Here is a 15,162-nt window from a genome sequence, read left to right on the forward strand (position 1 = left end):
ACTTTATGGGGTCAGTTCACAATGCTGGTCTTTCCTAATTAAGTCTAAACAAACGCAGACTTTCAGCTAAACATTTAGTTGTTGCTGTGAAGCTCGCTGTTCAGTTCAACAGCGGTTTTGTTTGTTAGGCACTCAATTTGGCCTGTTACCGAGTTACGACGGAACAATAGGTCCGATTTACCTGCTAAGTCACGAGCTTTCACAACTTCGACTTCTTTTCCGTCGGAATCAAGCATACGTACTTTAGAACCAGCCGTTACATACAAGCCTGATTCAACCGTACAACGATCGCCCAGTGGGAAACCAAGACCTGCATTTGCGCCAAGCAGAGAGTTCTCACCGATAGAGACAACCACAGTGCCACCACCAGAAAGCGTACCCATAATGGATGCACCACCACCGATGTCTGAGCCATTACCGACAACTACACCAGCAGAAATACGTCCTTCAACCATGCTTACGCCAGCGGTACCAGCATTGAAGTTGATGAAACCTTCGTGCATAACAGTTGTGCCTTCACCCACGTGTGCGCCAAGACGAACACGTGAAGTATCCGCAATACGGACGCCAGTAGGTACAACGTAATCCACCATTTTCGGGAATTTATCTACACAGTCAACAGACAGGTTGCGACCTGCTAGGCGAGCTTCGATTTGACGATCAGCAAGCTCAGGAAGATCGATAGGTCCTTCGTTTGTCCATGCAATGTTGTGAAGCAAACCAAAGATACCATCAAGGACAGTTCCGTGAGGCAACACTAGGCGGTTAGAGATAAGCTGAAGCTTCAAGAAACCTTCTGCAACAGAGGCTGGCTTCTCGTCAGTCGCTAAAACAACAAGAACCAGTGGCTGTGCCGACTCAGCGGCTTTTGCTGCAAAAGAAGCGTTAGCAGCGTCGCCGTTTGCTTCAAATGCTTTAGCCAATTCTGCACTTTGAGCCACAGAGATTTCAATCGCTTGGTTGCCTTCTTGATAACCAGCCACTTCTGCTACCGCTTTCACCAAAGCATCGCTTGGGTTTAGAGCTGGGTTAGGGAAGAAAGCTTCAATGATTTTGCCATCGTGGTTCTTGGTAGCTGTACCAAATGCCAGAGAAAATGTTGCCATGAGTGAAATCTCCTTGGTTGAATTTTTTTGTTTACTTAGGAAGGGGGATGACCGCCCAAGCAAATCGTCAATCTTGAATCTTGTTGACAAGCATCCTACTCACCCCGCTTACGAGATGAAAGAGGGAAAAGCCGGATAGTCTGCCAAACGATATACGCTGTCTGATTAGAGATATAATATCTCTAAAAAGAAAATAGCCAGCAATATAGGCTGGCTATTCTGATAAGTTGTTGGGATGCTGCGCGGCTTAAGGTTAGGCTGCGTCTTCTTCTGACTCGTTAGAGTCGTCCGCTTTATCTTCAACAGCCTTAGGCTTTTTAGGTGTCGCGGCTTTGCGTTTTTTAGCGCCAAGAGCGTACAACACTTCATCTTTATTCTTCGCCAGATAGAGAGACAATTCTTCTTGCTTCCCTTCATCTTCAATGAGCTTGCTTTCTGAGATAAGGCCGAAAAGCTCATCTGCCATATTTAACATTTTGTCATAAGCGTCGGCTTCAGCCTTAGAGGTAAAAGTCATCTTTTCTTCTCCGTTGCGCTCCACCACGTACTTGACGATTACAGCCATGGTTATCCTCTTTTGAACTTAGATTTGATCTACTGGTTGTTTATACAGATTGTTTGCCTGAGTGTCCAGTCCACAAGCGTATTGTGAGAGGTCAACACGCTACACTTGCCAGCGTGAACAAAACTCCAAAAACGTTTTTAGAAGTGGGCTTTGGTACTTTTCTTTGTGTAGAAGTATCCAGAACTTACGTTGAAAATCTATTGGTAAATCTAAAACGATAACTCGTCCATCATCAATTGCATGTTGCGCTGATCGTCGTGACAAACAGGCTAACCCCAAATTGGCAGTTGTCCCGTTGATGATGGCCTCGGTTGTATTTAGCTGGAAAGATTCTTGCCAATACTCGATACGCGGTGCAATTCGTTGAGTGAAAAACTCTCGGCTACCCGATCCAGACTCCCGCAAAAGCCAATCCGTGTATTCTAGATCCCGTACCCCTAAGTTTGTCTGTTTGGCGAGCTCATGTTTTGGGCTCGCAATGACGCACATTTCATCTAAACACCAAGGCTGGGTGATGAGCTGCGGGTGTTGTGTCTTTCCCTCTATTAATCCTACGTCTAACTCGTAGTCTGCCAACTTTTCGCAAATGAGGGCGGTATTGGCAATAAAAAGCGATTGATGATGGTGCTGGGTAACAGAGCGAAAATTGCTGAGCATAAACGGGGCAACTTGATTACCAATGGTGTCACTGGCACCAATATTGAGTTCGCCATGCAAGGCTTGGTCACTTTGAAAGAGCTGATCGATGTCATTGGCTCTGTGTAATAGTTCGTCGGCGATGGGTAGTAGCCTTTTCCCTTCGCGGTTCAAAATTAAGCGATTGTTCACGCGATCAAACAGAGCATGCTTAACCTGCTTTTCTAGTTCACTCAATGACATACTGACCGCAGCCTTCGAGAGGTAAAGTTGATCCGCGGCGGCAGTGATGGTTTTTTCCTGTGTTATAGCAACAAAAACTCGGAGCTGTTTCAGCGAAATATTCATTACGTTCAGTTTTTCTTAACCTTGGTTTAAATATATTCAGATATAATTAAATGCTTGGCAAGTTTATTATGTTGCTATTGAGTTAATTGGAGATAAGCAGCCATGATCAAGAAAATGACCACCAGAAGTGCTCTGGCGCCTACTCCAATGGCAGGGTTAGCACTTGGTATTGCAAGTTTAGGGTGGAGTTGGGAAAACGCCGCCAACCTAAACGGAATGGGGCAATTGGTAGGTGCTGGTATTGCCGGTATTCTCTTGCTTATCTTAACGGTTAAGTTTATGTCTCATCGGCATTTACTTAAAGAAGACATGGCACACCCTGTCGTTGGCAGTGTATTGCCCACCTTTGCCATGGCTTTAATGGTGATTTCTCACAGTTTCGGTCAGTGGAACCAAGGGTTTGGTGATGCCGTTTGGATGGCGGCAGTCTTGATGCATGTATCATTCTTGGTCAGCTTTATCTATCACCGCAGCATTAATTTCCAACTCAGCCATATGGTACCAAGTTGGTTTGTGCCACCTGTTGGTTTGATTGTTGCCGACGTCTCTTTCTCTGGAACACCAGCGCTTGCTTATATTGCCGAAGGTGTACTTAATTTTGGTTTGGTAACTTACGCTATTTTATTGCCAACCATGATTTATCGTCTTGTTTTCTGCGAAAGTGTTCCAGATGCTGCAAAACCAACTATCGCGATTCTGGCCGCCCCTGCAAGCCTCTCTTTGGCTGGCTATTTAACAGTAACCCAAGAGCCGTCGCCCGTTTTGGTTGCATTGTTATTTGGTATCGCAATTTTGATGACTGTGGTTATTTATGCAGCTTTCTTCCATCTGCTCCGGCTACCTTTTAGCCCTGCGTATGCAGCCTTTACCTTCCCAATGGTGATTGGCGCGACTGCGTTATATAAAATGGCTAATTGGTTAGAAAGCATCGCTGTCGCACCGCAGTATGTAGAACAGGTTCGTTTTCTCGCGAATGTCGAGTTATTTATAGCCAGTGCGGTGGTCGGTTATGTGTGTTGGTGTTATGTGCGACACGTATTACCAACCGTAATCATGAGCGGAAAAGTAGCGAGCTAGTCAGTTATACCCAAGTAACCTCAAGATGCTTGGTTCAGCGACCTCTCTACCAAAGAATAGGGAACTGGCTTTCAGGCAAGGCACCGATATGAAAATCTCGTTCTTAAAGCGGGATCTTTATGATTTCTTTGGAAGGTAAAGTATCAGTGATAAGTGCAATGCCAATCTCATTCAAGTCAATAGACAGGGCGACTCTTTCGTCCTCTTCAATTTTCTGCCAAGCGTTACGCATTCCTTCAGACCAATTAATGTCATCGATAATCATCACTGTACTTTTCGCAAGGTAAGGTAAAGCTGCATTGAAATATTGGAGAACGGCATCGTGATCATGGTGCCCATCATTGAAAAGGTAGTCGATTGGGTGATGGGTACTGAGAGTGTCTTGAAGTGTCGAGTGAAAGGGACCCGTTATGATGGAGGTATTGTTCAGTTCCATGAAATCTAAGCTTTCTTGAGCCACTTTAGCCACCTCTGGAGAGCCTTCAAGCGTGAGCATCTGTCCGTTGTTGTTCATCTGAAGAGCTGAAGCTTGGTAAGATGCGGATATTCCCACGCATGATCCTAATTCTAGGCAGGTGCTAGGTTGTAAATAGCGAATGAGTTTAAAGAGAAATACCCCCCAAAACGCAGGCTTGCTAGAGCGGCACACAGCGCTGATGGTTGAATGGAATTCCACACCCTTAGCCATCTCTTCTTGAGTTCTTATTGTATTCGGGCTACCAGCGCCATAATCCATTACTGAAATTTCAGCATTCGACCCCAGTAAAGTTGCGCGGCGCTGCTCAATTTTTTCGAACATCATTCTTTCATCCAGCGAGTTAGCACTATTGAGTACATCATACAGAGCCGAACCGACCGCATTCACGGCGGATGATTGGTGTTTCATTAAGCTTTCGAGTTCGGGCTTCGCCCTAAAACCGTTTACTTTATGCACCGACGTTTTTAGCCAGCTTTTTACTGCCCTTGCAACAACATTTGGCATATATAACCTTTCTTACTACAACTCATTCAACGGTGTCATTGCTATTACCCATGCGTGGAACGTTTTTAGCGCAAGGGAAAGTTAGCGCACGAGACACAAATTGAATGAAAGAAATACAACATATCCTCTTTTAGCCCGACATTGTCTATCTAGACCGAAAGAAGCACCAACGTAAGTTCTTACCTTTACTTCAGCATGGTGGGTTCAGAAGTCAAACTGAGCTATGTTATAAAACTGCAAATTCTCAACCATCAGAATACATCGTTGTTATTGCGATAATAACTGTGTAAATGGTCGCGAAAATGAGCCACTAACAATATTCATCAAATTTAACTACAAGTATTATCATACTTCCGTATCAGCTCAAGTAAACGGAAATGTCGACGTGAATATCTGGGTAACTGACTATTTAACTAAGTGTGCTGATTATTTAACTAACGTACTGATTGATCGCTCTTTCACTCGTATTCGAATGCATATTTCAGTTCAGCGGATTCGATGCTCTATGCTAATCTAAGCAGTAACCGTCCAACCATGTAGCCGGATGCTTTGTGTTTACTGTCTATCACTCGAATCAAATAGAGTTGCTGAAATCTCTACTTGTTGAACTCATCAAACTTTCCCCATTAGAAAACCCGTTTGAAGCAGAGCAGATACTGGTTCAAAGCCCAGGTATGTCGCAGTGGCTAAAAATGGAATTGGCGAAAGAATTTGGTGTCGCCGCAAACATTGATTTTCCTCTTCCTGCGACGTTTATCTGGGATAGGTTTACGCAAGTACTCCCCGATGTACCAACTCGAAGCGCTTTCAACAAAGAAGCCATGACTTGGAAGCTCATGGACATACTGCCATCGCAATTATCTCAGCCTGAGTTTTCTCCCTTACTGCGCTACTTAGAAAACGACGAAGATCATTCCAAGCTCTTTCAATTGTCAGAGAAGATAGCGGATATCTTTGATGGATACTTAGTGTATAGACCGGAATGGATCGCCGCATGGGAAGCGGGGGAAACAGTACAGGAAATCGGTGAAGAACACCCTTGGCAGCCCATTCTTTGGCAAGCGCTTTACGATCGCACGGTAGTGCTCGATCAATCGCCTTACCATCGCGCCAATTTATACGAACACTTCATCGATGCGTTAAGCCAAGCATCTTCGGGGCTTTCTGACTTGCCCAAGCGATTGTTTGTATTTGGTATTTCTTCCTTGCCACCTCGTTACATGGATGCCTTAAAAGCATTGGGTGAGCACATTGATGTCCACCTTATGTTTACCAACCCGTGTCGTTATTATTGGGGAGAAGTTCGAGATAGAAAATACCTCGCTAAGCTAGCGGCTCGTCATCGAAAACACATTGAGTGGAAACAAGACCATTCTGAAGAGCACGGTGTGACAGAGCAGCTAAAAGGCGAACTTGAAGATAACGTGATTGATGAACTTCATACCGATGTCGTTGGAAACAGTTTGCTGGCATCCATGGGGAAATTAGGGCGCGATAATATGTATCTGCTCTCCCAGTTAGAAGCTCATGAGGTGGAAGCCTTTGTAGAGGTGGATCGCGATAGCGTATTGCACCAATTACAAGCGGATATTTTGAATTTAGAAGAGCACCAAAAAGATGAAGTGCTTGAAACCAGCCAACACAAACAGTTGGTTTCAGAAGGGGATACATCGCTTTCGATTCATGCTTGTCATAGCCCAATGCGTGAAGTTGAAGTACTGCATGATCAGCTTTTAAGTATGTTTGATAGAGACTCTGGCTTAAAACCTCGTGACGTTATCGTCATGGTAGCGGACATTAATGCTTACAGCCCCGCGATACAGTCTGTTTTTGGTAATGCACCTGGTGAGCGTTTTATCCCTTACTCCATTTCAGACAGAACGGCGCAAGAAGAGAGCCCTGTTTTGTCTGCATTTATGCAATTAATGCTGCTACCCGATAGCCGTTTCCAAGCCTCCGAGATGCTCGAACTTCTTGAAGTGCCAGCCATTATGGCTCGGTTTGGTCTGGATGAAGATCAATTTGAGCGAGCAAAGATCTGGATTGAAGAAATTGGTGTACGCTGGGGGCTAGATGAACAAACCGCTGGGCAATTTGAGCTTCCAGAGCTAACGCAAAATACATGGCTTTTTGGTATTCAAAGAATGCTATTGGGCTACGCTATGCCAGAAAGTGCTGGGTTGTTTGAGGGGCAAAGAACCATTGCTTCCTACAATGAAGTACAAGGAATGGATGCGGAATTAGCGGGTAAATTGGCGCACTACGTCGATACGCTCAACCGATTCCAAAAGCAGTTGAACGCCACCCAAAGCGCGGTAGATTGGACTCGCATCATTAATGACATGCTGGATGCCTTTTTTAGCGTAGAGCTTGAAGGTGAAATGGCGCTTAAATCCATTCGAGACACCTTATCTCAGTTGCTTGAACAGGTTCATGATGCCGGATTTGAAGAAGACATTTCGCATACGGTATTGCAGCAATATTTGCAGAACAAACTGTCTGGAACCCGTGTCAGTCAGCGCTTTTTAGCAGGGCAAGTGAACTTTTGTACGTTGATGCCCATGCGTTCCATTCCATTTAAATTGGTCTGCTTGCTTGGCATGAATGACGGGGCTTACCCACGCTCAATGCCGCCTGAAGGCTTCGATTTAATGAACAATCGCGCAAGAGCAGGGGATCGCTCACGACGAGATGACGATCGTTACTTATTTCTCGAAGCCTTGTTGTCAGCACAGCAATCCTTATACATCAGTTATGTCGGACGATCCATTCAAGACAATACAGACAAAGTACCATCGGTTTTAGTATCGGAGTTGTTGGAGTACTGCCACCAAAACTATTGTTTGGAAGGGGACGAAATGTTGGGCGTGGATGCGTCTGGCGACAAGCTTCTGGCTGCCCTTTCTCACACTCACCCCATGGTGCCATTTAGCCCTCTTGCGTTTTCTGGCATCGAAAAAAGCTACGCCAAAGAGTGGCTACCGAGCGTTAACCGTTTAGGAGCGCGCGCTGGCGCATTTGAGCAACCTTTGGATGACTACTTAGCCGAGCTAAGCGCCCCTTACCAGCTTGATTTGGTGGAACTTCAACGTTTCTGGCGGTTACCCGTTCAATATTTCTTTAACCGACGCCTCAAAGTGTTTTTTGAGCCACCTATGGCGACGCTGGAAAATGATGAACCGTTTGTTCTGGGGGGCTTACAAAGTTATAAAATGCGCGACGAATTGGTGGATACATTACTTCAATGCAGAGTGAACGGTGAGGCAGAAGAACCTGTTTTAGCCCGATACATGGAAAAGCAGCGAGCCAAAGGCTTACTGCCTATCGGTGCTTTTGGTGAACTGGAATTTGCTGCCAACCGAGAACAGACGGATTCACTCGTGAATGTGCTTCATCCTTTGGCTGGAAAACCGCTTGACGACAGTGAAGTGAAGATCAGCCTAACAATAGACGGGAAACCGTGCCAATTAACGGGTTGGTTAACACATCGATACCAATCTGGGCTGCTTCGATATCGTAGTGGAAAAATCCGCGCGCAAGATTGGTTATCTGCATGGATTGATCACCTCTGTCTCGCTGCCATGGGAGGCGTGAGCCGCACCCACATCGTTGGTTACGACAAAAAAGAGGGAGCGGTGCATTGGGTCATTTCTCCTTTAGATAACCGCGATCAAGCCATCGGCATGTTACAAGAGCTGGTTCGCTTGTTTTATCAAGGCATGAATCAGCCATTACCCTATTTCCCTAAGACAGCGCTAGCGGGCGTTCAAGCCTGTATTAACAAAGCAGGAGAGTGGGTAGATGATGAAGAAACGGCACTTAAAAAGATGGGAGATGCTTTTAACGATGGCTATATGTTCCCCGGTGAAGGCTCAGATAACTACATCGAAAGGATCTGGTCTCACTGGAATGAAGAGCTCGGTAGAGAAGTAAGATTAAACGCAAGTTTGGTTTTACAAGCCGCAGTTATGGCAACGCAAAACAGTGAAGAGATAGAGTAAGTTTCATTTGAAAGGGTGTAGGGTGGTCGCCAGCAAATCATTGTTATTTGTAGGGCGTTCGCTGTGCGACCACAGGGTCAGAGGTGACCACAATTCTGTGGCAGGGATACTAACCACAGCAGGTAGCCTGAACCGTGAAGCAAGTCTCAACCTGATCTATTTTGATCTTTAAAGTTAATTATAAATTGCAAAATAAGTGTTTGATCACAAATTATTAGGCGGAATCGACGACATATGACTAGCCAATCTGATTCAAAACCTCAACAAGCGAGTGTTTTGTCACCAATGGATTTCCCCTTGCACGGTGCCCGTTTAATAGAGGCCTCTGCGGGAACAGGGAAAACGTTCACCATTGCGGGGCTGTATCTACGTCTACTTCTTGGTCATGGTGAGAGTGGCACTTCACACCCCTACCAATTGACCGTTGATCAAATATTGGTCGTGACCTTTACAGAAGCAGCCACAGCAGAGCTGAGAGATCGTATCCGCGCAAAAATTCACAACGCGCGATTAGCGTTTTCTCGTGGTGGGGCTTCTTCAAATGACAAAAAAATAGATCCCGTTATCCAGCCCTTGTTAAACGCCATTTCGGATCACAAAGAAGCCGCAAAAATATTGCTGCAGGCTGAACGCCAGATGGACGAAGCCGCCATCTATACCATTCACGGCTTTTGCCAGCGTATGTTGACTCAAAATGCCTTTGAATCGGGCAGCCGATTTAACAACGAATTTGTTACCGACGAAACTCAGCTCAAAGCTCAAGTCGTTGCCGATTATTGGCGTAGGCAGTTTTATCCATTACCGATGAACCTTGCCGCCGAGATCGGGAAGATCTGGGGGGCACCTTCAGCTCTGCTTAAGGATGTATCCCGACACCTAACGGGGGCAGACATTGAACTGACGGTCGCGCCTCTTTCAACAAATATTGCGGATCTGCATCAACAGAATTTAAGTAAAATCGATGAACTCAAAGCGCAATGGCGAGCGGCGCAAGACGATCTACAAGACCTGATATCAAACTCAGATGTAAACAAGCGTAGCTACACCAAAAAATCGCTGCCTACTTGGTTAGAACAAGTCACTATTTGGGCAGCAAGCCCAACAGTGGATTACGTTTTTCCCGATAAGCTGGAAAAATTCAGCCAGACGACGCTGAATGAAAAGACCCCCAAAGGCGAACCACCCACTCACCCAGTTTTTGATTTGATAGACGAGTTTATCTCGCAGTCCGTTTCGTTGCGTGATCCCATTTTGGCGCACGCGATCGCTGAGTGCCGTGTTCTATTAGCGAAAGCCAAGCAAAGAAAGAACTGGTTATCGTTCGATGATTTGCTGACCCAACTTTCTGCCGCCTTAGATGCCGATGAAGATGATTTGTTGGCTGAGCGTATTCGCACTCTTTACCCGGTGGCTATGATCGATGAATTCCAAGATACGGACCCGCTTCAGTACCAGATATTCAGCCAAATTTACGTAGGTCAGCCTCAAACAGGCTTATTTATGATCGGCGATCCTAAACAGGCGATCTATGGGTTCCGTGGCGCAGATATTTTTACCTACATTAAAGCCCGTAATGAAGTGCAAGATCACTACACGCTTGGTACCAACTGGCGCTCCAGTGCCGATATGGTTATGGCAGTAAACCGAATTTTCGACTTCAGTAATGCCCCTTTTATTTATGATGAAGACATTCCGTTCAGACCCGTCAATTTCAGCCCGAAAGCCAATTCTAGCCATTGGTTTTTGGATGGCGTTAAACAGCCAGCTCTAAGATTTTGGCTGCATGAAGAAGAAGACGGTAAGCCCGTAACGAAAGGGGATTACCTTTCAGTCATGGCGTCAGCCACAGCCAGCCAAATTCAAACGGTGTTAACTGTATCAGACAAGCAACAAGCTTGGTTTGAAAATGAGGGAGAGCGCCACAACGTGCAAGCCGGTGATATAGCGGTGTTGGTTCGAACCGGTACGGAAGGGAGAAAAATTAAGGAAGCTTTGGCCGACCAAGGCATTGCGAGTGTGTATTTATCTAACCGAGACAGCGTGTTCGACAGTACAGTTGCGCACGATATGCAACGCCTGCTCCAAGCCGTCCTAACGCCGGAACAAGACAAAACGCTTCGTGCTTGTTTGGCATCGTCTTTGTTCGCTTTGAACGCTCGTGAATTGGATGCCCTAAATAACGAAGAAACACTGTGGGAAAACACGGTGAATGAGTTTCGGGAGTACCGGAAACTTTGGCAGCAACGAGGCGTAATGCCAATGATTCGTTCCGTTATGTCAAAGCGAACGATGGCAGAGCGCTTACTGGAAGAAGATAACGGAGAGCGCACCATTACCGATTTGCTGCACATTGGCGAGTTATTGCAGCAAGCCAGTTTGTCGCTGGAAAGCGATCACGGTTTGCTGCGTTGGCTATCTGAAACCATCAGCGATATTCAGTCCGGCATAACGGGTGGGAGCGATGAGCAAATCCAACGTTTGGAGTCTGAGCGTAATCTGGTTCAAATTGTCACTATCCATAAATCGAAAGGCTTGGAATACGATTTGGTCTTTCTTCCTTTTGTTAGCAGTTACCGCGAAGCCAGTGAAGGCAAGTATTACGATGCAAAGAAAGACAAAACCGTATTGGACATAACTAAGAACAGTGAAGCCCTCGAACTGGCCGATAAAGAGAGATTAGCGGAAGATTTACGTTTGACTTACGTGGCGCTTACCCGTGCGGTTTATGGCTGCTTCATTGGTATGACGCCGATACGAAAAGGGCGAGCCACGAAAGGTCCTTCAGGGCTCCATTTAAGCGCGATTGGGTATTTAGTGCAAAACGGCGAGCCAAAATCGCCAGAAGAATTAGCGGGGTGCCTCGCTCAAGTGACCACAAATCATGATTTCATGACCATTGATACACCACCTGAGCAGCAAGGACTGCCATATACACCCGTAAAAGAAGCGGCAGAAGTTCTTACGGCAAGCGAGTTACAGCAAGATATCGATCGCTCATGGAGAATCAGCAGTTATTCGGGGCTAGTCAAGCAATCAGGGCACGGTGCACATGATGCGTCTTTTGAAATCGCAGGGTTTGATATTGACTCATTTTCCGAAGAGGAAGAGCACCTGATAGAAGCGCCCGGGCGTTCTATATTTACCTTTCCAAGAGGCGCGAGACCGGGAACGTTTCTTCACACTTTATTTGAAGAGGTGATTTTCAACGAACCTGCACACAGTGAAGCCAACAGTGCAACCATTGCCCATTTGATGGAAGTAGAACAGCTCGAACCAGAATGGCAGCCCGTATTGGAATTACTGGTAGATACGGTGCTTAACACGCCTTTGGATGGGGAAGGGCTCCAACTTTCGAACAAAATGCCAAGTCAGCTATTGGTGGAGATGGAATTCTTATTGCCCATAGATGTACTTCTCGCTCCAACGTTTAATCAGTTGGCCCACCAACATGACCCGCTTTCTAAGCAGGCTGGCGATCTAGGTTTCCATCGCTTAAAAGGCATGTTGAAGGGTTTTATCGATTTAGTGTTTGAGCACAATGGAAAGTATTATGTCCTTGACTGGAAATCGAACCACTTAGGCGATTCAGTTGCCGACTACCATGGCGAGAATTTAGCACGTGCGATGGTGGATCACCGATACGATTTACAATATCAAATTTACGCGTTGGCGCTGCACCGCTTCTTAAAAAGTCGGCTGGCACGTTATGACTATGAACAGCATTTTGGTGGTGTGTATTATCTTTTTTTACGAGGTGTGGATGGGCAATCGAATAACGGGATCTTTTCAGCGAAACCTTCCCAAGCCTTTTTGGAACAGTTCGATAAGCTCATTGATGGAGAAGCATTAGATGTCTGATTCTCAGCCAGTAAACTCCGACATGCCTACAACCGATTTACTCAATGTCATGCAGCAACTTGCTGTTCAAGGAGCAGTTCGACAGCTGGATTACCAATTTGCTCGATTTATTGCCTCTCAACAGCCCGATTCGAATCTTTCCGTGCCTTTTATTGCAGGTTTAGCCAGTTCTGAATTAGGAAAAGGGCATATCTGTGTGCCCATGGACGGAGTAGATATTGCAGCTAGCCTTGGTCTTTATGGCGAGCAAGCACAATTACTACAAGAAAAACTCACGGGCATTGATTGGAAAAAAGAGTTGGAGAGCTCTCCTGTCGTCGGGCGAAACGGTGAAGCTAAACCTTTAATTCTGGATGGTGCGAAATTGTATCTGCACCGCTATTGGCATTACGAGGTGGTGCTCAGTCAGACGCTGCGCGATTTGATGTCGCCCATTGTTTTAGAGCCTGCTCAAGCGGCTCGATTAAAAACAACGCTAGATCATTTGTTTGCTCGCAGCTACCAATACTTGTTTTCAGCAATTGCGCATTCAGAACAAAGCCATCAAGTCATACGACAGCAATGGGTATGCGATCACTTAGATGTCGTAGCGCCGGAAACATTGGACTGGAACGCGATTGACAATGTTTTGGTGAGTGCGAAAAAAGTGACGGATTTAAGCAGTTTGGATGCCTTAGTACCACAGTCTGCCTGCTTAAATTGGCAAAAGGTGGCGGCTGCTGTCGCGCTTACCAGACGCTTTGCTGTGATTTCTGGTGGACCAGGAACAGGAAAAACCACAACAGTCGCTAAATTGTTGGCGGCATTGGTTCAGCAGGGGAGTGACCTAGGTGTGGTGCCTGACATTAAACTGGTTGCTCCAACGGGGAAAGCCGCAGCTCGTTTAACCGAATCCATTGGTAAAGCCGTGGATGTTTTGCCGGTAGATCCGAGTATCCGTGACCAAATCCCAACCGATTCGAGTACGATTCACCGTTTACTCGGTGCGATCCCCGGGCGAGCTGAGTTCCGACATCATAAAGACAACCCATTGCATCTCGACATTTTGGTTGTCGATGAAGCTTCAATGGTTGACCTGTCTATGATGTATAAGCTGGTGGATGCAATGCCACCGAATGCGAGACTGATTTTACTTGGCGATAAAGATCAGCTTGCTTCTGTGGAGGCAGGCGCAGTGCTAGGCGATATCTGTGATTTTAGTGATCAGTTCATGAGCCCAGCGCAAAGCCAACAAATCGCTACGTTAACTGGTTACGATGCAGTGAGCCACCAACACTCTACGTCAGCCCCACCCATCGTGGACTGTTTGTGCATGTTGCAGAAAAGCTACCGATTTGATGCTCGTTCTGGTATTGGGCAGTTGGCTAAAGCGATCAATTCAGGTCATCCCATTCGAGTCGAAAAAGTTTGGGAGCAAGGGTTCGATGATATTGCCCATCATGACTTGGACAAAGACACTTATCAGCAGATGCTAAAGATGGTTACGACAGGTTATGCCCCTTATTTGCAAGAAGCCAACCGCGCAGTTTCATTGGATGAACTGCCCAGCGCGAAAGCAAAGCAGGTGTTGAAACTGTTTTCAGAATGCCGATTATTATGTGCTATTCGTGAAGGTGATTTTGGGCTTGTCGGGTTGAATCATCGAATAGAGCAGAGCCTTAGAAAACAGAATAAGTTGCCTAGCACCGATGATGTTTGGTATCCGGGCAGACCGGTCATGGTCACGCGTAATGATCATGCATTGGGGCTTTACAATGGTGATATTGGAATTTGTATGCTGGATGAGTCTGAAGAAGTGCCAAGACTTAGGGTGTACTTTGAATTACCCGATGGCACGGTGAAAGGTGTTCTTCCAAGCCGAGTGCCCGAGCACGAAACGGCGTATGCCATGACCATTCATAAATCTCAAGGGAGTGAGTTTGAACATACGATCATGGTATTACCGCCAAGCTTTAGCCCTATTTTAACGCGAGAGTTGATCTATACCGGCATTACGCGAGCTAAGAAAAAACTGGATCTGTTTGGTGAGCGAAACGTGATGAATCGAGGGGTAAAAGTGAAAACATTACGTGCAAGTGGGTTAGCTGGGCGATTGGATTGGTAGGGGCGATAAATACAGTTTAAAAGTGCGATTGAATTTTTGGTTCCACCGTCCTTGGTGGGCCATCAAATTACTTGAGGTTTGCAAATCCTAGGCTTCGGTAAGTGCTAGGAATTTGAAAACGTCTTTGACGCTGCTGTCTTCATCTATTTTCGTACTGAATACTTCCGAAAATGAGATGTTTCTTATGTTACAGCGATTTTGATAAGACATTATGTAACGTTTCATGCTGTCGTTTACTGGAAAAACGCAGTGTACTTCTCTGCCATCCAAAAACTGATTGTCAGCCATATCCCAAAAGCTTTGGGCCGAGTTGCAAATAATGGTTCTCATTGAGTTTATGCTCGCAAGTTGTGGACTCTCGCTTCCTAGCATTTGACTCCGTACTAGAGTGAACCTCCATGTGGCAGTGAACATTCTTGACGTTGATGTTTAAACACTTTTGATATGCGATAAAGCAAAATCAGAGGTGAAACAGAATGGTTCAA

Annotated in this window: 9 protein-coding genes; 4 read left to right on the plus strand and 5 right to left on the minus strand. The window is 45.9% G+C overall.

Translation table 11 applies throughout. From position 1 onward, the window contains the following. Positions 1-74 precede the first annotated feature (74 nt). The 3 genes from dapD to VPNCDNU1_RS03525 all read right to left on the minus strand — a co-directional run bounded on the left by dapD (position 75) and on the right by VPNCDNU1_RS03525 (position 2,655). Positions 75-1,106 (minus strand): 2,3,4,5-tetrahydropyridine-2,6-dicarboxylate N-succinyltransferase, encoded by a 1,032-nt coding sequence (gene dapD, locus VPNCDNU1_RS03515; RefSeq protein ID WP_104399089.1) that lies wholly within the window; start codon positions 1,104-1,106, stop codon positions 75-77. A gap of 253 nt (positions 1,107-1,359) precedes the next feature. After that, complete coding sequence (locus VPNCDNU1_RS03520) at positions 1,360-1,671, minus strand: YebG family protein (protein ID WP_104399090.1); 312 nt, start codon at positions 1,669-1,671, stop codon at positions 1,360-1,362. Positions 1,672-1,770: 99 nt separating this feature from the next. Then, positions 1,771-2,655: a LysR substrate-binding domain-containing protein gene (locus VPNCDNU1_RS03525; protein ID WP_104399091.1), complete on the minus strand. Its 885-nt coding sequence runs from the start codon at positions 2,653-2,655 to the stop codon at positions 1,771-1,773. Between the two features lie 102 nt (positions 2,656-2,757). Between VPNCDNU1_RS03525 and VPNCDNU1_RS03530 the strand changes: the two genes are divergently transcribed. Further along, positions 2,758-3,732, plus strand: a complete 975-nt coding sequence (locus VPNCDNU1_RS03530; RefSeq protein WP_104399092.1) for a TDT family transporter — start codon at positions 2,758-2,760, stop codon at positions 3,730-3,732. A gap of 103 nt (positions 3,733-3,835) precedes the next feature. Here the strand turns inward: VPNCDNU1_RS03530 and VPNCDNU1_RS03535 are convergent, their stop codons facing one another. Next, entirely contained in the window at positions 3,836-4,714 is an 879-nt protein-coding gene (locus VPNCDNU1_RS03535; RefSeq protein WP_104399093.1) for an O-methyltransferase, read from the minus strand. Between the two features lie 551 nt (positions 4,715-5,265). Between VPNCDNU1_RS03535 and recC the strand changes: the two genes are divergently transcribed. The 3 genes from recC to recD all read left to right on the plus strand — a co-directional run bounded on the left by recC (position 5,266) and on the right by recD (position 14,677). Beyond that, a complete protein-coding gene (recC, locus tag VPNCDNU1_RS03540; protein WP_104399094.1) occupies positions 5,266-8,715 on the plus strand; it encodes an exodeoxyribonuclease V subunit gamma in 3,450 nt (1,149 codons plus the stop codon). 234 nt (positions 8,716-8,949) lie between these two features. Then, positions 8,950-12,573 carry an exodeoxyribonuclease V subunit beta gene (recB, locus tag VPNCDNU1_RS03545; protein WP_104399095.1) on the plus strand — a complete coding sequence of 1,208 codons (3,624 nt, stop codon included), beginning with the start codon at positions 8,950-8,952 and terminating at the stop codon, positions 12,571-12,573. Continuing rightward, entirely contained in the window at positions 12,566-14,677 is a 2,112-nt protein-coding gene (gene recD, locus VPNCDNU1_RS03550; protein WP_104399096.1) for an exodeoxyribonuclease V subunit alpha, read from the plus strand. The genes recB and recD overlap by 8 nt, the downstream gene beginning before the upstream one ends. A gap of 87 nt (positions 14,678-14,764) precedes the next feature. On the opposite strand, the gene VPNCDNU1_RS03555 is transcribed toward recD, so the two are convergent. Then, positions 14,765-15,049: a hypothetical protein gene (locus VPNCDNU1_RS03555; RefSeq protein WP_237324091.1), complete on the minus strand. Its 285-nt coding sequence runs from the start codon at positions 15,047-15,049 to the stop codon at positions 14,765-14,767. Between the last annotated feature and the right edge of the window lie 113 nt (positions 15,050-15,162).

Origin of the sequence: Vibrio penaeicida (genome assembly GCF_002933855.1) — a bacterium.
In the GTDB taxonomy this organism is placed as follows: Bacteria; Pseudomonadota; Gammaproteobacteria; order Enterobacterales; family Vibrionaceae; genus Vibrio; species Vibrio penaeicida_A.